The organism is Streptomyces sp. CA-181903 (genome assembly GCF_050937075.1).
In the GTDB taxonomy this organism is placed as follows: Bacteria; Actinomycetota; Actinomycetes; order Streptomycetales; family Streptomycetaceae; genus Streptomyces.
The window spans coordinates 2,486,953-2,511,277 of sequence record NZ_JBNJLY010000001.1; the positions used below are offsets into that span (position 1 = coordinate 2,486,953).

The 24,325-nt window shown below is 72.3% G+C and carries 20 protein-coding genes and 3 pseudogenes; 12 read left to right on the plus strand and 11 right to left on the minus strand.

Translation table 11 applies throughout. The features are described 5' to 3' along the window. The first annotated feature begins 151 nt into the window (after positions 1-151). Both ACQEVS_RS11140 and ACQEVS_RS11145 read left to right on the plus strand, forming a co-directional pair. A complete protein-coding gene (locus ACQEVS_RS11140) occupies positions 152-865 on the plus strand; it encodes a RibD family protein (RefSeq protein ID WP_433018756.1) in 714 nt (237 codons plus the stop codon). Between the two features lie 39 nt (positions 866-904). Then, a pseudogene (locus ACQEVS_RS11145) lies at positions 905-1,775 on the plus strand (maleylpyruvate isomerase family mycothiol-dependent enzyme). A 780-nt stretch (positions 1,776-2,555) separates the two neighbouring features. Here ACQEVS_RS11145 and ACQEVS_RS11150 read toward each other — a convergent pair. Then, positions 2,556-3,017 (minus strand): GNAT family N-acetyltransferase, encoded by a 462-nt coding sequence (locus ACQEVS_RS11150; RefSeq protein ID WP_433018759.1) that lies wholly within the window; start codon positions 3,015-3,017, stop codon positions 2,556-2,558. Between the two features lie 659 nt (positions 3,018-3,676). On the opposite strand from ACQEVS_RS11150, the gene ACQEVS_RS11155 reads away from it, so the two are divergent. Both ACQEVS_RS11155 and ACQEVS_RS11160 read left to right on the plus strand, forming a co-directional pair. Then, on the plus strand, positions 3,677-4,288 hold the full coding sequence (locus ACQEVS_RS11155) for a Uma2 family endonuclease (RefSeq protein ID WP_433018762.1): 612 nt from the start codon (positions 3,677-3,679) through the stop codon (positions 4,286-4,288). A gap of 79 nt (positions 4,289-4,367) precedes the next feature. Beyond that, positions 4,368-5,285: a phosphotransferase gene (locus ACQEVS_RS11160; RefSeq protein ID WP_433018765.1), complete on the plus strand. Its 918-nt coding sequence runs from the start codon at positions 4,368-4,370 to the stop codon at positions 5,283-5,285. A gap of 97 nt (positions 5,286-5,382) precedes the next feature. Here ACQEVS_RS11160 and ACQEVS_RS11165 read toward each other — a convergent pair whose 3' ends face one another. Beyond that, positions 5,383-6,765, minus strand: a complete 1,383-nt coding sequence (locus tag ACQEVS_RS11165) for a glycine--tRNA ligase (RefSeq protein ID WP_433018768.1) — start codon at positions 6,763-6,765, stop codon at positions 5,383-5,385. Between the two features lie 221 nt (positions 6,766-6,986). Between ACQEVS_RS11165 and ACQEVS_RS11170 the strand changes: the two genes are divergently transcribed. The 4 genes from ACQEVS_RS11170 (at position 6,987) to ACQEVS_RS11185 (ending at position 10,356) form a co-directional block, all read left to right on the plus strand. Continuing rightward, a complete protein-coding gene (locus tag ACQEVS_RS11170) occupies positions 6,987-7,967 on the plus strand; it encodes a metal ABC transporter substrate-binding protein (RefSeq protein ID WP_433018771.1) in 981 nt (326 codons plus the stop codon). A 68-nt stretch (positions 7,968-8,035) separates the two neighbouring features. Next, positions 8,036-8,821, plus strand: coding sequence for a metal ABC transporter ATP-binding protein (locus tag ACQEVS_RS11175; RefSeq protein ID WP_433018774.1), 786 nt, complete (start codon positions 8,036-8,038; stop codon positions 8,819-8,821). Continuing rightward, entirely contained in the window at positions 8,821-9,723 is a 903-nt protein-coding gene (locus ACQEVS_RS11180) for a metal ABC transporter permease (RefSeq protein ID WP_433018777.1), read from the plus strand. The genes ACQEVS_RS11175 and ACQEVS_RS11180 overlap by 1 nt, the downstream gene beginning before the upstream one ends. Positions 9,724-9,939: 216 nt before the next feature. Then, the gene (locus ACQEVS_RS11185) at positions 9,940-10,356 is read left to right on the plus strand and encodes a Fur family transcriptional regulator (protein WP_433018780.1); all 417 of its coding nucleotides are present in this window, start codon (positions 9,940-9,942) and stop codon (positions 10,354-10,356) included. A gap of 59 nt (positions 10,357-10,415) precedes the next feature. On the opposite strand, the gene ACQEVS_RS11190 is transcribed toward ACQEVS_RS11185, so the two are convergent. From ACQEVS_RS11190 to leuA, 4 genes are all read right to left on the minus strand, one after another. After that, entirely contained in the window at positions 10,416-11,243 is an 828-nt protein-coding gene (locus ACQEVS_RS11190; RefSeq protein ID WP_433018783.1) for an isoprenyl transferase, read from the minus strand. Between the two features lie 18 nt (positions 11,244-11,261). Next, positions 11,262-12,008, minus strand: coding sequence for a DNA repair protein RecO (recO, locus tag ACQEVS_RS11195; protein ID WP_185945338.1), 747 nt, complete (start codon positions 12,006-12,008; stop codon positions 11,262-11,264). 293 nt (positions 12,009-12,301) lie between these two features. Then, positions 12,302-13,048, minus strand: a complete 747-nt coding sequence (locus ACQEVS_RS11200) for a TerB family tellurite resistance protein (protein ID WP_433018787.1) — start codon at positions 13,046-13,048, stop codon at positions 12,302-12,304. Positions 13,049-13,261: 213 nt separating this feature from the next. After that, positions 13,262-15,112, minus strand: coding sequence for a 2-isopropylmalate synthase (gene leuA / locus ACQEVS_RS11205; protein ID WP_433018790.1), 1,851 nt, complete (start codon positions 15,110-15,112; stop codon positions 13,262-13,264). Positions 15,113-15,512: 400 nt separating this feature from the next. On the opposite strand from leuA, the pseudogene ACQEVS_RS11210 reads away from it, so the two are divergent. Both ACQEVS_RS11210 and ACQEVS_RS11215 read left to right on the plus strand, forming a co-directional pair. Next, positions 15,513-16,591, plus strand: a pseudogene (locus ACQEVS_RS11210) (M4 family metallopeptidase). A 29-nt stretch (positions 16,592-16,620) separates the two neighbouring features. After that, the gene (locus tag ACQEVS_RS11215) at positions 16,621-16,887 is read left to right on the plus strand and encodes a protealysin inhibitor emfourin (protein WP_433018793.1); all 267 of its coding nucleotides are present in this window, start codon (positions 16,621-16,623) and stop codon (positions 16,885-16,887) included. 116 nt (positions 16,888-17,003) lie between these two features. On the opposite strand, the gene era is transcribed toward ACQEVS_RS11215, so the two are convergent. The 3 genes from era to ACQEVS_RS11230 form a co-directional block, all read right to left on the minus strand. Continuing rightward, positions 17,004-17,945: a GTPase Era gene (gene era, locus ACQEVS_RS11220; protein WP_433018796.1), complete on the minus strand. Its 942-nt coding sequence runs from the start codon at positions 17,943-17,945 to the stop codon at positions 17,004-17,006. A 79-nt stretch (positions 17,946-18,024) separates the two neighbouring features. Then, on the minus strand, positions 18,025-18,378 hold the full coding sequence (locus tag ACQEVS_RS11225) for a cytidine deaminase (RefSeq protein WP_433018799.1): 354 nt from the start codon (positions 18,376-18,378) through the stop codon (positions 18,025-18,027). A gap of 164 nt (positions 18,379-18,542) precedes the next feature. Next, positions 18,543-19,373 (minus strand): helix-turn-helix transcriptional regulator, encoded by an 831-nt coding sequence (locus ACQEVS_RS11230; protein WP_433027437.1) that lies wholly within the window; start codon positions 19,371-19,373, stop codon positions 18,543-18,545. Positions 19,374-19,552: 179 nt separating this feature from the next. On the opposite strand from ACQEVS_RS11230, the gene ACQEVS_RS11235 reads away from it, so the two are divergent. After that, entirely contained in the window at positions 19,553-21,061 is a 1,509-nt protein-coding gene (locus ACQEVS_RS11235) for an MFS transporter (RefSeq protein ID WP_433018802.1), read from the plus strand. Between the two features lie 153 nt (positions 21,062-21,214). Here ACQEVS_RS11235 and ACQEVS_RS11240 read toward each other — a convergent pair whose 3' ends face one another. Beyond that, the gene (locus ACQEVS_RS11240) at positions 21,215-22,090 is read right to left on the minus strand and encodes a helix-turn-helix transcriptional regulator (RefSeq protein WP_433018805.1); all 876 of its coding nucleotides are present in this window, start codon (positions 22,088-22,090) and stop codon (positions 21,215-21,217) included. A 95-nt stretch (positions 22,091-22,185) separates the two neighbouring features. Here ACQEVS_RS11240 and ACQEVS_RS11245 point away from each other — a divergent pair, with 95 nt between their 5' ends. Then, positions 22,186-23,670: an MFS transporter gene (locus ACQEVS_RS11245; protein WP_433018808.1), complete on the plus strand. Its 1,485-nt coding sequence runs from the start codon at positions 22,186-22,188 to the stop codon at positions 23,668-23,670. A 129-nt stretch (positions 23,671-23,799) separates the two neighbouring features. Here ACQEVS_RS11245 and ACQEVS_RS11250 read toward each other — a convergent pair. Beyond that, positions 23,800-24,192, minus strand: a pseudogene (locus ACQEVS_RS11250) (SRPBCC family protein); the annotation flags it as partial. Positions 24,193-24,325: the final 133 nt, after the last annotated feature.

Sequence of the window (24,325 nt, forward strand, 5' to 3'; positions counted from 1 at the left end):
ACCACATGCGCCTCGGCGTTCCGCTCGACGCCACGCGACACGTGCGTCAAGCCGTCGCCCGGCCAGCGCACTCGGCCGACCCGTCGTGGCCGTCCCGTAGCGAAGAATGAGCACAGGGCAGTTGCCTCACCCACCCCTCCGGAGGAGACGCATGCACACGAGCGAGCTGGTCGGCGCCGACGAGTGGCACACCGTCGAGGGGCGCCCCTACGTCGTCTACAAATACGCCGCCACGCTGGACGGCCGCATCGCCGCGGCGGACGGCACCAGCCAGTGGATCATCAGCGCTAAGCCCCGCGCCGAAGTGCACGCGCTGCGCGCCGCCTGCCAGGCGACCGTCGTGGGTTCGGGCACGCAGCAAGCGGACGACCCGCACCTGGCCGTGCGCTCGGCGAAGGACGACCCGAACCTCAAGATCGCCGCACCGGCCGAGCGCCAGCCGTGGCGCGTCGTCGTGGACACCCACGCCCGTACGCCGCGAGGCGCCCGCGTACTCGACGACGCCGCGCCGACGCTGATCGCCGTGGCGGACAGCGCAGACGCGTCGCACCTGGAGGACCGGGCGACCGTCGTCCGGCTGCCGAAGGCGGCGGAGGGCCTGGACATCGCGGCGCTGTTGCGCGAACTGTACGGACGCGACGTGCGCGGCATGTTCCTGGAGGGCGGACCCACCCTCGCCGCCTCGTTCGTGTCGGTGGGGCTGGTCGACCGCGTCATCGCGTACATCGCGCCCACCCTCCTGGGCCGGGGCAAGAGCGCCCTCCAGGGCGGAACGATCGGCACGATCGCGGACACGCTGCGCTGCGATTTGATCGACGTGGCCCGCTCGGGCCCGGACGTCCGTTTGGTGGCGCGGCCGCGTTAAACAGTGGCCGGACGGGCGGCCGATCGCCACGCAGGGGCCATGGAGTTCCGCCCCGAAGACGTGCAGAACCCCGCGTGGCTCGGCGCCCCGATCGACGCCCGTCCGCTGCTCGCTCCCGAACACGCCGCGCTGACGGCCACGCTGCGCGGACTGGCGCCCTCCGAGTGGGACGAGGAAGCGGTGCCGGGCTGGACTGTGCGCGACCTCGCCGCACATCTGCTGGGCGACTGATACGGACGTCTGGCCCGCGACCGCGACCACCACGCCGGAGGCCCGGCCCCCGCCCCGGGCGAACCCCTCGAAGCGTTCACCCACCGCATCAACCGGCAATGGGTAGCCGCCTTCATCCGGGTCAGTCCCGCCGCGCTGACCGAGACCCTGAACGTGATCGGAGCGCAGACGACACGCTTCTTCGAATCCGTCGACCTCACCACACCCTCACTGGGGGTGTCCTGGGCCGGGGATCGACCCGGCGCCGATGTGGCTGGACAGCGCCCGGGAGCTCACCGAGTTCTGGACACACCGCCGGCGGATCCGCCACGCCGTCGGTCTGCCGACCGACCCGGACCCACGGTCGCTGTCGGTGGCCCTGGACACGTTCATGCGGGCTGTGCCGCACACCCTGCGCACAGTAGACGCGCCGCCCGGCACGCAGGTCCGGGTGGAGGTCGACGGTCCGGCGGGCGGCGCCTGGACGGCTACGGCCACAGCCACGGCCACCGGGACCCGCTGGTCACTTGCCGAACCGGACGCCGGCCGTCCGGCCGCGCTGCTCCGCCTGGACACGGAGACGGCCTGGCGCCTGTGCACCCGGGGCATCGAACCGGGCACGGCCCTGGCCCGCGCCCGCATCGCCGGTGACCACACCCTGGCCGAGGCCGCCTGCCGCATCGTGTCGATCGTCCACTGACGGTGTACGCCGTCTACGGGCGAGACGGTGCCGCGCCCACCTGCGCCTCGCCCGCCGGCTCGACAAGTCGGCATGCTCGTCACGCCGTCGATTGCACAGCCCCGGGCCTGGTGGCGGAGCCGCCCGGGACGCCTGACCACTCAGCGAGAAGGAGACCTTCGCAGGTGTGGCGCCGGCAGGAGGGCACATCAAGTGCGCGGGTGCGGACGAGGCGAACCGGCCACGGCAGGGGTGTGGGCGGGCGCGTCCTGAAGGAATCGGCGTTGTGCACGCCCGCCGCCGACGCGTTCGGCCTGGTCGCCGAGTGCCGTAAGGAGGTCGCCGGGTGGCCTGCCGTGACGTGCGCCAAGGCCAGTGCGATGGAAGAAAGCAACCGGCGCAATCCGGGGCGGGGGCGCCGGCGGCCCGGAAGGTCCAGGGCCTCCACCGCGCACGGGCCCGGCACTTCGCCTCCGGCCGCCGATGGACAGGGCTCGCTCACGCCCGTCGAAGACGCGAACAGGCCGCTCTTCGAGGCTGCGTTCCACGGCTCGTCGTCCGGGGCCGCCGTCCGCCTGGCAACCGCCCTGTCGATCGAGGCGAGCCGCAGGAGGTAAGGGCGCAGGCCCATTACGCGGGCGGGTGGGCCGTGCGAGCACCCCAGTGGAACCCAACTGGTCGCGATTCGCACACACTTGACCTGTCAATCACCTCATGCGCCCCGGCAGCTTCATCACACCCCACCGCTTGCGGCTCGCGCCGCATCGTCCGGACAAGGTGGCGATTTCGGATACCACCGCGCTACCGCACGGCACTCGCCCGGTCCGAGCCGGTGCGGATCCAGAACCGCAGTTTGCCCGACCGTTCGTCCTCGAAGGCGCCACCGCACGCCTCGATGACCTTGCGGGAGCCGGTATTGTCCGGGTCGCAGGTGACCAGGACCGGGTCGATGCCCAGGTCGGCGACGACGGGCAGGACGGCACGCAGCATCGCCGTGGCGTGCCCGCGCCGGCGCGCGGAGGGGCGGACGTCGTATCCGATGTGGCCTCCCCATTCCAGCAGGCGCGGGGTGGCCCGGTGGCGGACGGCGATCCGTCCGAGGTAGGCGTCACCGTCGACGTACCAGAGGGTGGTGGCGGGGACGCGGCCCTCGGGTCGCGGCGTGTCTTCGCGCGCGTCGGCGATCACCGACTCCACATAACCCGCGAAGACTTGCGGGTCCCGCCACCGTGGGTGGTACCGCAGGATGTCCCTGCCGACCATCGATTCGTCCTCGGGAACCCCCGCCCCTCCGCTCGGAACTCGGCCATGGCCTCGACGAACGAGGCGTGAACGCGCACATCGGGTCTGATCAGTTGAGGCATCCGCACAGTGTGCCCGATCACTCCGCCCCTGCGGATTCCGCCTGCCGGAAGGCGACGCGGCAGGCTTTGCCCCGCCCGGCCGCACGTTCCGTGCACCAGCACCCGGTCTCGATGTGGGATGACGCGCCCGCCCCCGCCCGCCCTCGGATGGACGACGACTCAGCCAGGCGGGTGCCCCGGACGATTCCATGGGGGGACGCGGAGCACGTCGCGCTCCGCGGGCCTCGACGTATCGACCCCGCTGTTCAGGCGCGTCGCCCACTCCGTTCAGGCGTCTCGACCGGGCCGTTCGGAAGGCAGCCGTGATTCCGGCAGAGACGCCCACCTGCGCGGCGAAGACCGTCGCCCGTGCCGACGGGTGCGCGGATGCCTCCACTCCTCTCCCCCCAGCCCCCGCTGGATCGCCCTGGCGGCGCACGCCGTACCGCTCGCGGTGCTGCCGTCGGGCCTCTGGCGGATGCACCGGGCACGAAGACCGCACGGCCTCCCTTGCCAGTGGGGCCCGCTACGGTGTGTAGTGAACGGCTTACTCGTCAGGGGAGGCGCATGATGGCAACCATGGTGGACATTCCGCACGAGGCGCTCCAGTCGATACACGGCGGTGGGGACGGGGAGGAGCCGAAGGCCGATTTCGAGCAGCTCTGCCGCGATCTGGAGCAGGTCAACGACAGCCTGCCCGACGGGTATCGCGTGGAGATCATCGGGGGGAAAATCATCATGTCGCCGTGGTCCCAGGGGCGCTATCTGCGTGCCATGCGCAGCCTGGAGCGCCAGCTCAGGCCGCACGCCCCGGAAGGGCATGAAGTGGGCACCGAACCCTGCCTGTTCCGCTTCCCCGAACAAGAGCGAGGCTACGGGCCCGACCTGCACGTGGCCGACGAAGCCCTCATCGACGTCGAGAGCATCTTCTTGCCGGGCGAGGCCCTCTCCCTGGTCGGAGAAGTGACGTCATCGTCAACACGGGCGTTCGACCTCACCGACAAGGTGGAGGTCTACGGCCGGGGCGGCGTCCCCGTCTACGTCCTGATCGACATGGCCGTCAAGGCGGTCACCGTTTACCACGACCCCACGCCCGACCGCGGCTACCGGGCCCACACCCAGGTCAAGTTCGGCGACAAGGTGTACGTCCCCGCGCCCTTCGACTGCGAGGTGGACACTGCCACTTGGTGAAGACGACGGGCATCGAGGGCGGACGCCCCGCGCCGAAATCCCGTGACGGAGGCCCGCGCCCCGCCTAGGATCGGCTGCCGTGCTCTCCCGACCCTCCTTCATCGACGACCACACCGTCACCGACGTGGTCACCACGCACTGGTCCCTGCCCGGCCCGGTCGAAGTCGCCTACCTGCCCTGGGGGTTCGGCGCCTACCACTGGCGTGTGACGGCCGGCGACGGTACGGCGCTGTTCGTCACGCTCGACCGGTTGGAGCCGCGTCATACCGCCGGGTCGCTGGAGGCCGCCTACGCGGGGGCCGCCGCGCTGGCCGGTGGCGGGCTGGAGGTGGTGTGCGCGCCGCTGCGGGCCCGTGGCGGGCGGTTCACCGTGGGCGTGGGCGGCGGGGCGCTGAGCGTGACGCCGTGGCTGGACGGCCGGTCGCCCGGCGAGGAGGAGGCCGGGCGCCCGGAGCACGTCGGCAGGGTCGTCGAGGCGCTCGCCGCGCTGCACGGTGCCGCGCCTCCGGAAGGACTGCGGTCCTGGGCCCCGCGGGTGGGGCCGGGGTTCGCCGAGGACGTGCGGGACCGTACGGCCCGGCCGTGGACGTCCGGGCCGCTGGCGGAGGAGGCCAGGACGGCGATCGGGGCGCGCTCGGCCGCCATCGCGCGCTGGACGGCCCGCTACCACGAGCTGGCGGACCTGGCCCGTTCCCGCCGGGACAGCTGGGTGCCGACCCACGGCGAGCCGCACCACGACAACCAGCTCGTCGGCGCGTTCGGCCTCCGCCTGGTCGACTGGGAGTCGCTGGCCCTCGCCCCGCGCGAGCGGGACCACACGGACCTGCCGCCGACGCGCCGCGCGGGCGCCGACCCGGCCATGCTCGAACTCTTCACCCTCGACTGGCGCCTCTCCGAGATCGACGAGTACCTCCGCTGGTTCACCGCCCCGCACACCGGCACCGAGGACGACCACACCGCCCTCGCCGATCTTCACGAGGAACTCGCGGCGGAGTGATCGAGAGCGGGCGAGCAGCGGAGCGCGGACAGCCCGGAGGCCCCGTCCCCGCGCCGAGCGCGCGGGGGACGGGGCCTCCGGGTACGGACCGGCGACGTCAGCAGCCGAGGAGGCGGCCGCCCAGGTAGCTCTCGATCTGGTCGAGGGAGACGCGCTCCTGCTTCATCGTGTCGCGCTCGCGCACGGTCACCGCGTTGTCGTCCAGGGTGTCGAAGTCGACGGTGACGCAGAACGGCGTGCCGATCTCGTCCTGGCGGCGGTAGCGGCGGCCGATGGCGCCGGCGTCGTCGAACTCGATGTTCCAGTGCTTGCGCAGGTCCGCCGCGAGGCCCTTGGCCTTCGGGGAGAGCTGCGGGTTGCGGGACAGCGGGAGGACGGCGACCTTGACCGGGGCCAGGCGCGGGTCGAGGCGCATGACGACGCGCTTCTCCATGACGCCCTTGGCGTTGGGCGCCTCGTCCTCGACGTACGCGTCGAGCATGAAGGCGAGCATGGCGCGGTTCAGACCGGCCGCCGGCTCGATGACGTACGGGAAGTAGCGCTCGCCGGCCTCCTGGTCGAAGTACGACAGGTCCTGGCCGGAGGCGGCGGAGTGGGCCTTGAGGTCGTAGTCGGTGCGGTTGGCGAGGCCCTCCAGCTCCGAGAACTCGGTGCCGCCGAAGTTGAAGCGGTACTCGATGTCAACGGTGCGCTTGGAGTAGTGCGAGAGCTTCTCGGCGGCGTGCTCGTACCACCGCATGTTCTCCTCGCGCATGCCGAGGCCGGTGTACCAGCTCCAGCGCTGCTCCATCCAGTACTCGTGCCACTGCTCGTCCTCGCCCGGCTTGACGAAGAACTCCATCTCCATCTGCTCGAACTCGCGGGTGCGGAAGATGAAGTTGCCCGGCGTGATCTCGTTGCGGAACGACTTGCCGGTCTGGGCGATGCCGAACGGCGGCTTGCGGCGCGACGTCTGCTGCACCTGGGCGAAGTTGGTGAAGATGCCCTGCGCGGTCTCGGGGCGCAGGTAGCTCACCGAGCCGCTGTCCTGCGTCGGGCCGAGGTGGGTGGAGAGCAGGCCGGAGAACTGCTTGGGCTCGGTGAAACCGCCCTTGTTGCCGCAGTGCGGGCAGTTGAGGTCGGCGAGGCCGTTCTCGGGGAGGCGGCCGTGCTTGGCCTCGTACGCCTCCTCCAGGTGGTCGGCACGGAAGCGCTTGTGGCAGGAGGTGCACTCGGTCAGCGGGTCGGTGAAGGTGGCGACGTGACCGGACGCCTCCCACACCTCGCGGGCCAGGATCACCGACGAGTCGAGACCGACCACGTCGTCGCGCGAGGTGACCATGGAACGCCACCACTGGCGCTTGATGTTCTCCTTGAGCTCCACACCGAGCGGCCCGTAGTCCCAGGCGGCACGCTGACCGCCGTAGATCTCACTGCACGGATAGACGAAGCCACGGCGCTTGCTCAGGCTGACGATGGTGTCGATCTTCTCGGCGGCCACGGTGCTCTCTTCATTGCGACGATGAACAGCGAATGCTTCAGGTTACCGGCGCGGCACCCCCTCTCATCAAATCGGTCCCGCCCCGACCGCTCGTCAACCGGCCACCGGCCCGCCGGCCCGTCCCCCGGCCCATCCCCCGGGCCGTCCTACGACCACTCTCCGGACCATCCCGCGACCGCTCTTGTTGACAATCGTTTCCATTTTCGTTGAAAATGAGTGTCATGAACGACAACCCTCGTCGCCCCGCCTCCCGGTCCCCCCGAATATCCGGGATCGCCGTCGCCCTGGCGGCGGCGCTCGGTCTCGGCACGCTCTCCGCCTGTGCCTCCGACGAGCAGACGGGGGCGAAGAACGGCAAGCTGGACGTCGTGGCGTCGTTCTACCCGATGGAGTTCCTCGTCCGGCAGATCGGCGGGGACCACGTCCACGTCACCGGCCTCACCAAGCCCGGACAGGAACCGCACGACCTGGAGCTCAAGCCCCGGCAGGTCGCCTCCCTGGAGAAGGCGGACGCCGTGGTCTACCTCAAGGGGCTCCAGCCCGCCGTGGACGAGGCGATCAAGCAGTCCGGCGCGAAGAACGTCGCCGACGCGGCCTCCCTCACCACCATGGAGTCCCACGGCGACGAGGTCGACGGCCACGACCACGGCGCCCACGCCGACCACGGGGGCCACGAGGGCACCGCCGACCCGCACATCTGGCTCGACCCCGTGAAGTACGCCGAGGTCGCCCAGGGCGTGAACAAGACCCTCGCCAAGGCCGCCCCGGACCACCGGGAGATCTTCCAGAAGAACACCGACATCCTGGTGTCCCGCCTCAAGGACCTGAACACGAAGTTCGCGGACGGCCTGCGGAACCGCGCCTCCGACACCTTCATCACCACCCACGCCGCCTTCGGCTACCTCGCCGAGCGCTACGGGCTCACCGAGGAGGCCGTCAGCGGCGTCGACCCGGAGGCCGAGCCCAGCGCGGCGCGGATCAAGGACCTGCACAAGCTGGCGAAGGACCACCACGTCAACACGGTCTTCTTCGAGACCATCGCCAGCCCGGCCACCGCCAGGACCATCGCCGGCGACCTCAACCTGCGGACCGACGTCCTCGACCCGCTGGAGGGCATCACGGACCACTCCAAGGGACACGATTACTTCGAGGTCATGGAGTCCAACCTGGCGGCCCTGCGGAAAGCGCTCGGTGCGAAGTGAGCACGCGGACGGAGACCGGCACCCAGAGCACGTCGGCGCCCGACGCGCGCACCCCCGAGGAGGCGGACATGGAACAGACCGAACGGCCCGAGCAGCCCGTCATATCCCTGCGCGGGGCGACCGCGTCGCTCGGCGCGCGGCCCGTCCTGCGCGGGGTCGACCTGGAGGTCCGGCGCGGCGAGGTCGTCGCGCTGCTCGGCGCCAACGGCTCCGGGAAGTCCACGGCGGTCCGGGCGATCGTCGGCCAGGTCCCGCTGACCGGCGGTGAGCTGGAGCTGTTCGGCACGCCGAAGCGCCGCTTCCGCGACTGGGCGCGGATCGGGTACGTACCGCAGCGCACCACCGCCGCGGCCGGCGTCCCCGCGACCGTGCGCGAGGTGGTCTCCGCCGGACGGCTGGCCCGGACGAAGCTCGGGTTCAGCCGCCGCGCCGACCGCGACGCCGTGGTGAAGGCGCTGGAGCTGGTCGGCATGGCGGACCGGCTCAAGGACTCGGTGAACGCCCTCTCCGGCGGCCAGCACCAGCGGGTGCTGATCGCCCGCGCGCTCGCCGTCGAACCCGAACTGCTGATCATGGACGAGCCGATGGCCGGCGTGGACCTCGCCAGCCAGGAGGTGCTGGCCAACGCCCTCCGCGAGGAGGTCGCCCGCGGCACCACCGTCCTGCTCGTCCTGCACGAACTGGGGCCGCTGGAGCCCCTCATCGACCGGGCGGTCGTCCTCCGGGACGGCTGCGTCGTCCACGACGGGCCGCCGCCCGAGGCCGTGGGCCAGCACGCGCTCCCCGGCCACGACCACGTACACCCGCACGCCGACCCGGCCGCGGAACCGACTCGGACAGGTTTGCTGAGCTGATGGAGATCCTCGACGCCGCGTTCATGCAACGCGCACTGCTCGCCGCGCTCCTCGTGGGCATCACCGCCCCCGCGATCGGCATCTACCTCGTCCAGCGCCACCAGGCGCTGATGGGCGACGGCATCGGCCACGTCGCCCTCACCGGCGTGGGCCTGGGCTTCCTGCTCCACACCAGTCCGGTGTGGGTGGCCGCGACGGTGTGCGTGGTGGGCGCCGTCGTGATGGAGCTGATCCGCTCCTACGGCAAGGCCCGCGGCGACATCGCCCTCGCCATGCTGTTCTACGGCGGCATGGCCGGCGGCGTGATGCTGATCAACCTCTCGGACAACGGCTCCAACGCCAACCTGGTCACCTACCTCTTCGGTTCGCTGACCACGGTCTCGCGGCAGGACATCGTCGCGATCTGCGTCCTGGGCGCCTTTGTGATCCTCGCCACGCTGGGCCTGCGACGGCAGCTTTTCGCCATCTGCCAGGACGAGGAGTTCGCCCGCGTCACCGGCCTCCCGGTGCGCCTGCTCAACCTGCTGGTCGCCGTCACGGCCGCGCTGACGGTCACCGTCGCCATGCGGGTGGTCGGGCTGCTGCTGGTAAGCGCCCTGATGGTGATCCCGGTGGCCGCGTCGCAGCAGATCGCCCGCAGCTTCGCCAGCACGCTGGCGCTGTCCATGGGCATCGGGGTGCTGGTCACCCTGTCCGGCACCACGACCTCGTACTACGTGGACGTGCCGCCGGGCGCCACCATCGTCCTGATGGCCATCGGCGTCTTCGTCGCCCTCACGGCCGTCGCCGCGCCCCTGGCCGGATCCCGCGCCCGGAGGAAGGCCCTCGACGAGGAGCGGTGCACGCTGACGGACCCCGGCACTCCGGGCACTTCGGGCTCCACGGACGACGTACGCGTCTGAGGCCCCGGCGCCCCTCGTGCGACGGCGGTCACATCGGCGATCACAACTGCTGCGGCGACAGCGGGGTGCAGGTTAGGCTAACCAAACCTGCACCCCGCAGGACGTCCGGAACGCATGGATCATGGCAGACGACCGGTGCGCGGGGCCTGGCACAATTGGCCCGCACGCCGCCGAAATCCGTGCGTGGGTGTGTCAGCCGAGCTTGAGGAGGCAACTGTGGCGACCGCGGGTCCCCCGGTACGCGGCCGAGCCACCAAGCAGCGTGCCGCCGTCGCGGCGGCGCTCGACGAGGTGGACGAGTTCCGCAGCGCTCAGGAACTCCACGACATGCTCAGGCACCGCGGCGCGTCCGTGGGACTGACCACGGTCTACCGCACCCTCCAGTCCCTCGCCGACGCCGGCGAGGTGGACGTCCTGCGCACCAGCGAGGGCGAGGCGGTCTACCGCCGCTGCTCCAGCGGACACCACCACCACCTGGTCTGCCGGATGTGCGGCAAGGCGGTCGAGGTCGAGGGACCGGCCGTGGAGACGTGGGCGGACACCATCGCCCGCGAACACGGCTTCGTGGACGTGGCCCACACGGTCGAGGTCTTCGGCACCTGCGGGGACTGCGCCCGCACCGCCGCCTCCTGAGACCTCCCGCCGTACGGCGAACGCCCGGCCCGCGAAGGCCGGGCGTTTCCCTTGCCCGCTCAGGCCGACGCGCCGTCGCCCTCCACCGCGTTGGGGATCGCCCCGCCGAACCGCCGGTCCCGCTGCGCGTACTCCAGGCAGGCGCGCCACAGGTCGCGGCGGTCGAAGTCCGGCCACAGCACGTCCTGGAACACCATCTCCGCGTAGGCGCTCTGCCAGAGCAGGTAGTTGGACGTGCGCTGCTCGCCGGACGGGCGCAGGAACAGGTCCACGTCCGGCATGTCCGGGTAGTAGAGGTACTTCGCGAAGGTCTTCTCGCTGACCTTCGACGGGTCCAGCCGGCCGGCCCGGACGTCCTCGGCCAGCGCCTGGGCGGCATCCGCGATCTCGGCACGCCCGCCGTAGTTCATGCAGAAGTACAGCGTGAGCAGGTCGTTGTCCTTGGTCTGCTCCTGGGCGATCTGGAGCTCCTTGGCGACCGAACGCCACAGCTTGGGCATCCGGCCCACCCAGCGCACCCGGATGCCGAGCGCGTCGAGCTGGTCGCGGGTCTTGCGGATGAAGTCCCGGTTGAAGTTCATCAGGAAGCGCACCTCGTCCGGGGAGCGCCGCCAGTTCTCGGTGGAGAAGGCGTACAGGGAGATGCTCCCGACGCCCATCTCGATCGCGCCCTGGAGGACGTCCAGCACCCGCTCGGCACCGACCTTGTGCCCCTCGGTGCGCGGCAGCCCGCGCTCCTTGGCCCACCGGCCGTTGCCGTCCATGACGATCGCGACGTGCCCGGGGACGAGCTCACCGGGAATCTTCGGCGGCCGCGCGCCCGAGGGGTGCGGCTCGGGGGTGCGGTACTCGCGACGGGAACGGCCCAGAAGCCCACGTCGTGCCATGGCTGCCACTACTCCTATTTACTTCTCCACGTAGCGGAGCGAACGAAGCCCCCGCTCGAGGTGCCAGTGCAGATATGCGGCGACGAGGCCGCTGCCCTCCCGGACGTGCCGCGCCTCGCACGCGTCCGCCGTGGCCCAGTCCCCGGACAGCAGGGCGGCGAGGAGCCCGATCGCCTCCGAGGAGGGTACGACGCTTCCGGGCACCCGGCAGTCACCGCAGACCACGCCGCCGGCCGCCGTCGAGAAGAACCGGTTGGGGCCCGGCATCCCGCAGCGCGCGCACGCGTCGAAGCTCGGCGCGTACCCGTTGACGGCGAGCGAGCGCAGCAGGAACGCGTCGAGGATCAGATGCGGCGCGTGCTCCCCGGCCGCGAGCGTCCGCAGCCCCCCGACGAGCAGCAGGTACTGCTGGACGGCCGGCTCCCCCTCGTGGTCCGTGAACCGCTCCGCGGTCTCCAGCATGGCCGTCCCGGCGGTGTACCGGGCGTAGTCCATGACGATCGGCCCGCCGTACGCCGCGATCGTCTCGCTCTGCGTGCACAGCGGCAGGCTGCGCCCCACCAGCTCGCCGCCGCGGGCGAAGAACTGCACGTCCACGTGCGAGAACGGTTCGAGGCGAGCCCCGAACTTGGACTTCGTCCGCCGCACACCGCGGGCCACGGCGCGGACGCGGCCGTGGGCGCGGGTGAGGAGGGTGATGATGCGGTCGGCTTCGCCGAGTTTCTGGGTTCTGAGGACGATGCCATCGTCACGGAACAGGGTCATCGCCCGCCGCCGAGCCTTTGCGTGCGGAGCACGGTGACTGCGTCGCGGGAGAGGGTCATGGGGCCATTGTCCCGCACGGTGGGGGTGCCCCGGTCCCTCCCTTTCACCGTTTCTTGCGGGGGTAAGCCCCCGCACCCCCAAGCGCCCTGCGGGCGCTGTCCTCAAACGCCGGACGGGCTGAATATCAGCCCGTCCGGCGTTTGAGGACGAGCGGCGAAGCCGCGAAAAGGGGGGTCTGGGGCGCAGCCCCAGGAAGCGGCGAAGGGGTGGGACCGGGGCAAACCCCCCGCCGTCTACGACGGCGTCCGCGCCGCCGCCGCCAGCAACCGGTCCGTATCCTCCGGACAGATCATCAACGCCCGCCCCACCGTCGCCAGAACCTCCCGCTCCGCGGGCCGGTACGGCCCGTCCGCGAGCGCGATCCGAGCCCCCTGCAGCAGGATCGACTCCCGCCCGGCGGGAGCGAGATGCGGAGCCAGCGGCTCCAGCGCCTCGTGCAGCTCGATGGCGAGCGCCGTGCCGCACGGATCGAATCCGTCACGCCCGGACACCGCGGGACCGGCGGGGAACCTGCCGGGGCCGGGCAGCCGGCCCGTGTCGGCGGCCAGCGCCTCGATCAGCGTGACGAGCTGCTCCTCGCTGCAGTCCGCGAAGCCCGCAGCCCGCACCGCGCCCACCGCCGCCCGGCGGACCGTACGGGCCTCCGTGCCGCCCGCCGCGAGGACCGCGAGCGCGACCGTGTGCACGGCGTCCCGCAGCATCGCGGAGAACCGGGTGGTCGTGGGGTGGTCGAGGACGTCCATCGGGTACTGCTCGCGGCACGCCGTGCATTCGACCACCGGCCCCACCGGCCCGCGCGGCAGCAGTGGCAGCCCCAGGACGACGAGGCGCCGGCGGCCGGTGCGCCGGTGGTAGTTGCGGTCGCCGCCGCAGCCGGGGCAGAAGAACTCGCCGTCGCCGACGGTGCGCCATACGGTGCGCACGCCCAGCACACACCGGTCGGGGTTCGGTCGGCCTTGCGCATGCTTCACGGCGCACACCTCCTGACGCCACGGCCTCGTCGCCGCGTTGACGTGATGTTAGCCACATCGTCGACGTGGCGTCAGCACCCCGTGCGCAGTCTCGGGCCGGTCCGGGGCGTCCGGGTACCGGTCGCGCCCCCGAGCCCACCGGATGCGGTGGTTTCGGAGGCGCGCCGTTGACGACCGGGGTGCAGCGTCCGGCTCGCCGCCGGACGCCAACTCCCGTCTCTGTCAGGGACGGTACGCGCGGTTCACCGCGGACACGACCGCCTTGATGGAGGCGCGGGTGGTGTTGGGGTCGATGCCGATGCCCCACAGCACCTTGCCGTCGATCACGCACTCGATGTACGAGGCGGCCTGGGCGCTGGCGCCCTCGCTCATGGTGTGCTCGGTGTAGTCGAGCAGGCGGGCGTCGATGCCGGTGGCGGCGAGCGCGTCGAAGAAGGCGGAGATCGGACCGTTGCCGGTGCCGGTCAGGACCGTCTCCTCGCCGTCCACGACGGCCTCGACGGTGAGGACGTCGGCGCCCTCCCCGGCCGTGGTGGTCTGGGCGGCGCGCAGTTCGACGCGTCCCCAGGGGTTCTCGTCGGTGGGCAGGTACTCGTCGCGGAAGACGGACCAGATCTCCTGCGGGGTGACCTCGCCGCCGCCCGCGTCGGTCCGCGCCTGGATGATCTTCGAGAACTCGATCTGCATCCGGCGCGGCAGGTCCAGCTTGTGTTCGTTCTTCAGGACGTAGGCGATGCCGCCCTTGCCTGACTGCGAGTTGACGCGGATGACCGCCTCGTAGGACCGTCCGACGTCCTTGGGGTCGATGGGCAGGTACGGGACCGCCCACTCGATCTCGTCCACGCTCCGGCCCTCGGCGGCGGCGGTGGCCTCCATCGCCTCGAAGCCCTTCTTGATGGCGTCCTGGTGGGAGCCGGAGAAGGCGGTGTAGACCAGGTCGCCCGCGTAGGGGTGGCGCGGGTGGACCTCCATCTGGTTGCAGTACTCGGCGGTGCGGCGGATGTCGTCGATCCGCGAGAAGTCGATCTCGGGGTCGACGCCCTGGGAGAACAGGTTCATGCCCAGCGTCACCAGGTCGACGTTGCCCGTCCGCTCGCCCTGGCCGAACAGGCAGCCCTCGACGCGGTCGGCGCCGGCCATGACGGCGAGTTCGGCGGCGGCGACGGCGGTGCCGCGGTCGTTGTGCGGGTGGGCGGAGAGGCAGACGAACTCGCGGCGGGACAGGTGGCGTCCCATCCACTCGAAGCGGTCGGCATGGGTGGAGGGGGTCGAACGCTCCACCGTCGCGGGCAGGTTGAGAATGATCTCCCGGCCCGCCTCCGGCTGCCAGACGTCCATGACGCCCTCGCAGACCTCCAGGGCGAAGTCGAGCTCGGTGTCGGTGAAGATCTCCGGGCTGTACTGGTACCCGAACACGGTCTCGTCCCCGAGGACCTTCTCCGCGTACTCCATGACCAGCCGCGTCCCGTCCACCGCGATCTGTTTCACCTGCTCGCGGGAGCCGCGGAAGACGACGCGGCGGAAGACCGGCGCGGTGGCGTTGTAGAGGTGCACGGTGGCCCGGTGGGCGCCGCGCAGCGACTCCACGGTCCGTTCGATCAGCTCCTCGCGGGCCTGGGTGAGGACGGAGATCGTCACGTCCTCGGGGATCGCGCCCTCCTCGATGATCGAGCGGACGAACGCGAAGTCCGTGGCGCCGGAGGAGGGGAAGCCGACCTCGATCTCCTTGTAGCCCATGCGGACCAGCAGGTCGAACATCTCCCGCTTGCGGGCTGGAGACATGGGGTCGATCAGGGCCTGGTTGCCGTCGCGCAGGTCGGTGGAGAGCCAGCGCGGGGCCTTGGTGATGCGGCGGTCCGGCCAGGTGCGACCGGGCAGGTCCACGGCCTCGTACCGGCCGTACTTGTGCACCGGCATTCCGGAGGGGCGCTGGGTGAGGGTGGTGGCGGTGAGGGGGGTGGGACGACCGACGGAATCGGAGGCGGATTCGGAGGCGGATTCGGAGGCGGATTCGGAGGCGGAATCGGCGATCCGGGTCGTCCGGGACGGCTGCGGGGACATCTGCTGGGACATCTGCGTAGGTCTCCTCGGGTGCTCCACGTGGGTCCCGGGCTCCGTCACGGCGGAGCCGGGGGGCCGACGGGGGCGGGCGATGCTCCCAGGGCTGCCCGAGGGGCTCCCGGGCCGGGCACCGCACCACCGGTCTCCGCGGGGAGGGGGTCGGCCGACGACTACGGACCCTCGCCGCGGCAGCTAAGGAGAAGCAGCCCACAACGCATGATGCGTCGCACAGTAGCGGAGTGCGGCGGAACGCGGCCCGCCCGTATCAGCATGCGGGACGCCCGTCCGGCAGCCACGGTCCGTTACCAGAAGGGGCGCGAACCGACCGGTCAAAGAATCCGCAAGCACACTTTTTCGTTAAATCATGGCGGCAGGGAGTGACAGGTGCGTGACCCTGTGCGACATTCCGGCCATGAATGGCGACTCCACCGGGACCGTGCCCGCACGCCGTCCCTTCTGCACGATCGTCCCCCACACGTCCTGGACCGACTGGCCTCCTCCGAGGACCCCCGCCACTTCGAGCCCGCCCGCCGCACCCTGGAGCACGACGGCGCCCTCCGCGCCCGCCGCCGCGTCACCGCCCTCCGCGGCGCGGCCGCCGACGCCGGCACCCCGACCCCGTCCGACAAGCCGGACCGCACCGTCTACGACGCCGGCCACCGCACCGTACTGCCCGGCGGCAAGGTGCGCGGCGAGGGCGACGCCCCCTGCAAGGACGCCACCGTCAACCGGGCCCACGCGGGCCTCGGCGCCACCTTCGACCTCTACCTCAAGGTCTACGGCCGACACTCCATCGACGACCGCGGCCTGCCGCTGAACGCCTCCGTCCACTACGGCCAGGAGTACAACAACGCCTTCTGGGACGGCGACCAGATGGTCTTCGGCGACGGCGACGGCGAGATCTTCCTCGACTTCACCCTCCCCGTCGACGTCATCGGCCACGAACTGACCCACGGCGTCACCCAGCACACCGCCAACCTGGAGTACTACGGCCAGTCCGGCGCGCTCAACGAGTCCCTCTCGGACGTCTTCGGCTCCCTGATCAAGCAGTACGCCCTCGGCCAGTCCACCGCCCAGGCGGACTGGCTCATCGGCGAGGGCCTCCTCGGGCCGGACGTCCACGGCACCGCCCTCCGCTCCATGAAGCAGCCCGGCACCGCCTACGACGACCCCCGCCTGGGCAAGGACCCCCAGCCCGCCGTCATGGACGACTTCGTCCGCACCTCCCGCGACAACGGCGGCGTGCACATCAACTCGGGCATCCCCAACCACGCCTTCTACCTGCTGGCCACCGAACTCGGCGGCAACGCCTGGGAACGCGCCGGCAGGATCTGGTACGCCACCCTCACCGGCGGCGCCCTCCCCTCCGACGCCGACTTCGCCACGTTCGCCCGCCTCAGCGCCGCCTCGGCCCGCACCCTCTTCGGCGAGGGCGACGAGACCCGCGCCGTCATCAAGGCCTGGTCCCAGGTGGGCGTCCCCACCTCGTAAGGCGGCCGCCGGCGGGCCACAATGACGCCATGCGGATCGTCATCACACGAACCGGCGGCTTCGCCGGGATCGAGCGCCGGGCCGAACTGGACACCACAGGCCGGCCCGACGCCACCCACCTGGAAGCCCTCGCCCACCGCGCCCTCGCCCCCGGCCGTGACGCCCCGGCCCGCGGCGTCCCCGACGGCTTCCACTACGAAATCACGGTCGACAGCCGCAAGGTCCACCTCGCGGACCCCCATCTCACGGACGACCAGCGGGAACTGATCAGGACGGTGCTGCGGGAAGGGGCGTGACTGCGGGGGCATGACAGCGGGGGCTGCGCGGTAGCGGGGGGGACGGCAGGACCGTGTGCGCTCGACGGGGGCCGGGATTAACGCCCCGCCCCCGCCCGGCTCGTCCGGCCTTCGGCCTAGAAGCCCAGCTTGCGGAGCTGCTTCGGGTCGCGCTGCCAGTCCTTGGCGACCTTGACGTGCAGGTCGAGGTAGACGGGCGTGCCGAGCAGGGCCTCGATGTGCTTGCGGGACTTCATGCCGACCTGCTTCAGGCGGGCGCCCTTGGGGCCGATGATGATGCCCTTCTGGCTGGGGCGCTCGATGTAGACGTTGGCGTGGATGTCGAGCAGCGGCTTGTCGGCCGGCCGGTCCTCGCGGGGGATCATCTCCTCGACGACGACGGCGATGGAGTGCGGCAGCTCGTCGCGGACGCCTTCCAGGGCGGCCTCGCGGATCAGCTCGGCGACCATGATCTGCTCGGGCTCGTCGGTGAGGTCGCCCTCGGGGTAGAGCGGCGGGCTCTCGGGGAGCATCGGGACCAGCAGGTCGGCGAGGAGCGAGACCTGCTGGTCGCCCACCGCCGAGACCGGGACGATCTCCGCCCATTCGATGCCCAGCTCCTGGCCGAGCTGCTGGACGGCGAGCAGCTGCTCGGCGAGGGCCTTGGAGTCGACCAGGTCCGTCTTGGTGACGATGGCCACCTTGGGCGTCTTCTTGATCCCGGCCAGCTCGCCCGCGATGAAGCGGTCGCCGGGGCCCAGCTTCTGGTCGGCCGGCAGGCAGAAGCCGATCACGTCGACCTCGGCCCAGGTGGTCCGGACGACGTCGTTCAGCCGCTCGCCGAGCAGGGTGCGCGGCTTGTGCAGACCCGGGGTGTCGACCAGCACCAGCTGGGCGTCGGGCCGGTGCACGATGCCGCGCACGGTGTGGCGGGTGGTCTGCGGCCGGTTGGAGGTGATCGCGACCTTCGTCCCCACCAGAGCGTTGGTCAGGGTCGACTTGCCCGCGTTGGGGCGGCCGACGAAGCACGCGAAACCCGCGCGGTGGGGCGCCTGGGAGGGGGATGAAGCTCTGTCCATGGGGTTCATTCTCCCCGATCGCCCGGCCTTCGCCGACCAGCGGGCGCGGGGAGCCGGCCGGCCCGCCGTCGGGAGCCGGTCAGCCCGCCGTCACGACCGCCGACGGGGTGCCGTCCGGGCCCGCGAGCAGCACCGGGGTGTCCGGGCCGCCCAGGTCACGGACGGCCGCGCGGTCGGCGTCGGGGACAGCCGCCGCCTCGGAGACGACCGCCGCCGCCTCCAGCGAGCGGGCCCCGCTGGCCACGGCCATGGCCACGGCGGTGGCCAGGGCGCTGAGCCGGAGCGAGTCGAGGGCGACGGTGCCGGCCACGTACGTACGGCCCGTCTCGTCCCGTACGGCCGCGCCCTCGGGCACGGCGTTGCGGGCGCGGGTGGCGCGGGCGAGCGTGATGAGCTTGCGGTCCTCGGGGTCGAGCTCGGTGATCTCCGTCATGGCCCGAGGATAGTGAAGCGGTCCGGCACGCCTGCCACCGGTCAGGCCACCGGCCGGCCCGCCACCGGTCAGTCCCCCACCCGTCAGCCCGCCACCGGCCCGTCCACCTGTCAGCTCGCCACCATCCGGCCCGTCCGTCAGCCCGCCACCGGCCGGCCCACCCGTCAGCTCGCCACCGAGACGGAGTGCAGGCCGCCCCGCCGCGCCTCCGGCGAGTTCAGCCAGGCCACCCGCTCGGCGGTGTTCGTGCCCGGCACCGGGTTGTGCATCACGATCATGAGGTCCGGCCGGGCCGGCACCTGGAGCGCGGTGTTCTCGAAGGACAGCGTGCCGACCACCGGGTGCGCGTACTCCTTGACGAGCTGCCCGGCGGGCTGCACGTCGTTGCGCGCCCACAGTTCGGCGAACTCCGGGCTTTCCGCCGCCAGTTCCTCGATGATCAGCGCGAACCCCTCGTCGTCCGGGCGCTGTGCCCAGGCGGCGCGGTACTGGGCGACGACGTGCCCGGCGTTCCGTTCCCAGTTCGCCGCGCGCGAGCGGTAGACGGGGTCCGTGAAGTAGGAGATCAGGCAGTTCTGCCGGATCTCCGGTCGGAAGCCCAGAACGACGGCGGCCGCCTCGTTGTAGGCGACGATGTTCCAGTAGGGGTCCATGATGTGGGCGGGGTTGGGCAGCCAGCCGTCGATCAGCCGCAGCAGGCCGTCGCAGAGGTGTTCCGGGTCGTCGACGACGGAGTCGGGCAGCGGCGGGTTCAGCCCGGCGAGGACGTACAGGTGGCGGCGCTCGCTGCCGGTCAGGCGGAGGACGCGGGACACCGCGTCGAGGACCTGCGGGGAGACGGTGATGTCCCGCCCCTGCTCCAGCCACTGGTACCAGGAGGCGCCCACGCCCGCGAGCACGGCGACCTCCTCGCGGCGCAGCCCCGGCGTGCGGCGGCGGCCGCCGCCGTCCGGAAGGCCGGCCTCCGCCGGGGTCACGCGGGCCCGCCGGCTCATCAGGAAGTCGCGCAGTTCCGGGCGGCGGTTCGTCCCGGTGGCGTGCGGGCGTGTCGTCACGGTTCCCCCCTCGTCCGCGTGTCGTACGCGTCTCGTCGCATCCTCGTGTGTCTGGTGGTGCGGCCACCACCATAAGTACCGACTCCCCGGCCTTATTCCGGGAGCCCGAGGGTGGACGCATGCCGCTCGAAACGTCCCCTTCCCCGACCGTCACTTCCACCCCCGACGCCATTCCCGACGCATCTCCCGCCGCTTCCCCCGCCGCTTCTCCCGGCCCGGAACCGGCGGGCGCCCGGATGACCACCCGCGCGAAACTCGTCCTGCTGGTGCTGTGCGCCGCGCAGTTCATGGTCGCGCTGGACTTCTCCATCCTGAACGTCGCGCTGCCCGTCCTCGGCGACGACCTCGGCATGGGCCGGGCCGACCTCCAGTGGGCCGTCACCGCGTTCGCCCTGCCCTCCGGCGGCTTCCTGCTCCTCTTCGGCCGGATCGCCGACCTCTACGGCCGGCGCCGCCTCTTCCTCGCCGGACTGAGCCTGTTCACGGCGGCCTCCGTCCTGGCCACCCTCGCCTGGGACCCCGCCTCCTTCCTCGCCGGACGGGCCCTCCAGGGCCTCGGCGCGGCAGTCATCGTCCCGACGGGCATGTCCCTGCTGACCACCACCTTCCGCGAAGGCCCGCAGCGCGCACGCGCCCTCGGCATCAGCAGCACCCTCATGTCCCTGGGCTTCACCATCGGCATGGTGCTCGGCGGCGTCATGACGGACGGCCTCGGCTGGCGCTCCACCATGGGCCTGCTCGGCGTCGCCGGCCTCGCCGTGCTCCTGCTCGCCCCCGGCCTGCTCACCGAATCCAGGCACCCCGAACGCCCCCGGCTCGACCTGCCCGGCGCGGCGACCGTCACCGGCGGACTGCTGGCCCTGATCTACGCCCTGTCCACCGCCGCCGAGGGCGGATTCGGCCGTACGGACGTCGTCGTCGCCCTCGTCGCCGGAGTCGTGCTGCTCGGCGCGTTCGCCGTCGTGGAGTCCCGGACCGCCCAGCCGCTGGTGAACCTGTCCATGCTGCGCCGCCCGACGGTCGCCTTCGGCAACCTCGCCGGCCTGACGACGTTCGCGACGATGACCGCGGCCATCTTCCTCCTCACCCTCTACCTCCAGGACGTCCTGCACCTCTCGGCGTTCCGCACCGGCCTGATCTTCGGCGTCGAGGGCGTCGTCGCGGTGCTCTCCGGCACGGTGGCGTCCAGGGTGATCGCCCGCTTCGGCACCCGCACCACCCTCTTCGCCGGGCTGCTGAGCCAGGCGGTCTGCACCGCGCTGCTCCTCGGCATCGGCCGCTCGTCGGGCGCCTGGCTGACGCTCGTGGGCATCTCCCTCGCCGTCATCGGCCACCTGTGGGCGATCGTCGCCTACGGCGTCACCGCCACCTCCGGCCTCCCGGACGGCGAACAGGGCCTGGCCACCGGCCTGGTGACCAGCTCCCAGCAGATCGGCCTCACCATCGGCATCCCGCTGCTCAGCGCCCTCGCCTCGGCACACACCGCCGCGCTGCGGACGGACGGCGAGGACGCCGCCGGGGCCGCGCTCGGCGGGATCAGGCTGGGGCTCGGGGTCGACGCGGCCGTCCTGGCGGCGGTGGCGGTCCTGGTGGCGGTGGGGCTGCGGGCGCGGGGCGCGAAGCGGTAGCGCTGCGCGGGCTTCGGGGTGAGGCCCCAGCCCCGCTTTTTCTCCCCCGGCTACCGCTGGGAGGTGCCCCCAGTTTCTTGCGGGGGCAAGCCCCCGCACCCCCGGAACCGCGCTCCGCGCGGTTGTCCTCAAACTCCCCCAGAGGGGGCACCCTCACCCCGCGAGCAACCGCTCCACCTTCTCCGCCGTCCCCGTCCCCGGCACGGGGTTGTGCAGCGCGATCACCAGATCCGGCCGCGACGGAATCCGCAACGGACTGCTCTCGAAGCACAGCCGCCCCACGACCGGATGATCGATCTCGTACACCAACTGCCCCTCCGGATGCACATCCCCCGCCTCCCACAACCGCGCGAACTCCCCGCTGAGCGCGCACAGCCCGGCGACCGTCCCGGCCACCTCCGCCGCCGCCTCCGACCCCGGCCGCTCACTGCGCGAGGCGCGGAACTGGGCGACGAGGCGGCGGGCGTTCTCCTCCCGCCGGGCGGCCTCCGCGGGCCCGGCCGCGGCCGTCCGGTAGCCGGGGTCGGTGAAGAAGTCGGCCAGCCAGTTGCGGCGCTCGCCCGGGCGGAAGCCCCAGACGAGCGCCGCCGCCGCGTTGTGGGCCACGGTGTTCCAGCAGGGGTCCAGGATGTGCGCCGGCCAGGGCAGCCACCCGTCGATCAGCCGCCGCAGCCCCGGACACAGGTCGTCCGGCCGCTGCCCGGACTCCGGCGGCGGCGGGTTCAGCCCGGCCAGGACGTAGAGGTGGCGCCGCTCGACGGACGACAGCCGCAGCACCCGGGCGACCCCGTCGAGGACCTGCGGCGAGACGGTGATGTCCCGGCCCTGCTCCAGCCACTGGTACCAGGTGGTGCCCACCCCGGCGAGGACGGCGACCTCCTCGCGCCGCAGCCCCGGCGTCCGGCGGACGCCCCCGGCCGGCAGGCCCGCCTCCGCCGGGGTCACCCGGGCCCGCCGGGTCATGAGGAATCGGCGCAGTTCGTCACGGCGGTGCGGCCGTTCGCCGCCCGCGCGCGGTGCGGTGGTCACGGGTCCCCCCTCGCTCTGCCACCCCGGCTGGTAGTCCGACTGCCACCATAAACACGCTCTCCCCGGCGGTATTCCGGGCGGCCGAGGGTGGGGGCATGCCGCACGACACGTCCGACAACCGCGCGACCCCCTCATCGCCCTCGTCTCCCTCGTCCCCTTCGTCACCCGCGACCGCCGCCCCGCCGCACCCGGCACTAGCCCCCGATCCCGATCCCGTCCCCGCCCTGTCCGCGCGGGCCCGGCTGACGCTCTTGGTGCTGTGCACCGCGCAGTTCGTCGTCACGCTCGACTTCTCGATCCTCAACGTGGCGCTGCCCGTCCTCGGCGACGACCTCGGCATGGGCCGGGCCGACCTCCAGTGGGCCGTCACCGCGTTCGCCCTGCCCTCCGGCGGCCTCCTGCTGCTGTCCGGCCGGCTCGCCGACCGGTACGGGCGACGACGGCTGTTCCTGCTGGGGCTGACCGTGTTCACCGTGGCGTCGGTGCTCGTCACCCTCGCCTGGAACCCCGCCTCGTTCCTGGCCGGCCGCGCCCTCCAAGGCGTCGGCGCGGCCCTGATCGTCCCGACCGGCATGGCCCTGCTGACCACCACCTTCCCCGAAGGGCCCCAGCGCGAACGGGCCTTGGGGATCAGCGGCACTCTGCTCTCGCTGGGCTACACCACCGGCATGGTGCTCGGCGGGGTGCTGACGGACGGCCTCGGGTGGCGGTCCACGATGGGCCTGCTCGCGGCGGCGGGGGCCGCGGTCCTCGTGGTGGCTCCGTGGGCGCTGCCGCCGCGTGCCGGCGAGGCGGATGCCGGCCGTCGGCGCCCGATCGACCTGCCCGGCGCGCTGACCGTCACCGGCGGGCTGTTCGCCCTCGTCTACGCCCTGTCGACAGCGGCCGAGCACGGGTTCGGCGGCGCCGACGTGATCAGCTCGCTCGCCGTCGCCGCGGTCCTGCTGGGCGCCTTCGTGACCGTCGAGTCGCGGGTCGCCGACCCGCTGGTCCCGCTGCCGATGCTGTGCCGGCCGACGGTCGCCTGGGGAAATCTCGGCGGGTTGGCGACGGTCTCGACGATGACCGCCCTGATCTTCCTGCTGTCCCTCTGCTTCCAGGAGGAGCTGGGGCTCTCGCCCTTCCGCACCGGCCTGCTCTTCGGCGTGCAGGGCCTGTTCGCCGCCCTCGCCGGACTGACCGCCTCCCGCGTCATCGGCCGCCTCGGCGCCCACCGGACGCTGGTCGCCGGACTGCTGCTGCAGACCGTCTGCACCGCGCCGCTGCTGTGGCTGGGCACCGGCCCGGCCGCCGCCTGGTGGGCCCTGGCCGCGGCCTCCGCCGGCGTCGTCGGCAACCTCTGGGCCGTCGTCGCCTACGGCGTCACCGCCACGGCCGGCCTCCCGCCCGCCACGCAGGGCCTGGCGACGGGACTGGTGACCACGGCCCAGCAGCTGGGCACGACGGTCGGGATCCCCCTGCTCAGCGCGGCGGCGTCGGCATGGGGGTCGCGGGCGGCGTTCGGGGTGGACGCGGTGGCAGTGGGTGCGGCGGCGGTGGTGGTGGCGCTGGGCCTGCGAATCAGCCCGTCCGGCGTTTGAGGACGAGCGGCGAAGCCGCGAAAAGCGGGGTCTGGGGCGGAGCCCCCAGGAATCGGCGAAGGGGAGGGACCGGGGCACAGCCCGCCGCGGGCGCGCCCCGCGCTCCCCCGTCTCACCCCGGCCCCTCCCCCGCAGCCGCACCTGCTCCTCCAGCCGCTCCAGGCTCTTGTCCAGCGCCTCCTCCACCACCCCGTCGTCCGGCCGCTGCGAGCCCTGGTGGAAGGAGAGGTGCACGGTGACCTGGCTGGAGCCGCTGCCGTTGCCGGCGACCTGGAGCCAGCCGCTGTAGCGGCCGTCCTCGCGGGTCCCCCACTCCAGCCGCATCTGTTCCTTGCGCGCGCGGACGAGCGCGTCGGCGTCCTCGCCCGTCCGGTCCTCGTGCACGGTGACGGCCGGCGGGTCCTCGGGGTGGACGTGCAGGTCGCGGGGGAGCCAGCTGTCGAGCCGGTTGAGGTCGCAGACCTGGTCGAAGACCATCTCGGGCTGCGCGGGCAGGGTGCGGGTGCGTTCGAACTCGCTCATGGAGGGCGGGTAACCGGCCCCGCCCCCATCCATGCGGCGGGACGGCCCGGATTCCCCCGGACGGCCCGCCCGTCGCCGAGCGGGCCTGCCGCGCGCCGTCGGCCGCCTCACCGGGCCCGGACGGCCCGCGCGA